This is a genomic window from Oceanobacter antarcticus, assembly GCF_044962685.1.
Taxonomy (GTDB): domain Bacteria; phylum Pseudomonadota; class Gammaproteobacteria; order Pseudomonadales; family Oceanobacteraceae; genus Oceanobacter; species Oceanobacter antarcticus.
The window spans coordinates 1-291 of the sequence record NZ_JBBKTX010000097.1 but is presented as its reverse complement, the minus strand read 5'-3'; the positions used below and the strand labels follow the sequence as shown (position 1 = coordinate 291).

At 50.2% G+C, this 291-nt stretch carries 1 protein-coding gene; it reads right to left on the bottom strand.

Annotated elements, in window-relative coordinates:
• Positions 1 to 291, bottom strand: a 291-nt coding sequence (locus WG929_RS21085) for an IS630 family transposase (RefSeq protein ID WP_416207634.1), incomplete at both ends; no start/stop codon positions are given.

Genomic DNA, 291 nt, shown 5'->3' with positions numbered 1-291 from the left:
CGATGGGAATTTCGCTTAATCCATCGCTGGGAAATCAAGGCAAAGAATCTTTCGACCAGGTTAAGCCATGACGCTGACGTGGGCGTAAAGTGGATGTGGTAACGGGGGTGAGAGGCGAACCAGCTTCTCACCTTTTCTGTTTTATGCGTACTGTAATTATCCATGACCAGATGGATGTCGAGATGTTTGGGGACTTCTCGTTCAATTGCTCTCAGAAAGGACAGAAACTCTTCTGCACGGTGGCGCTGGTGAAGCCTGCCAATCACCTCACCGGTTGCAACATCCAGAGCC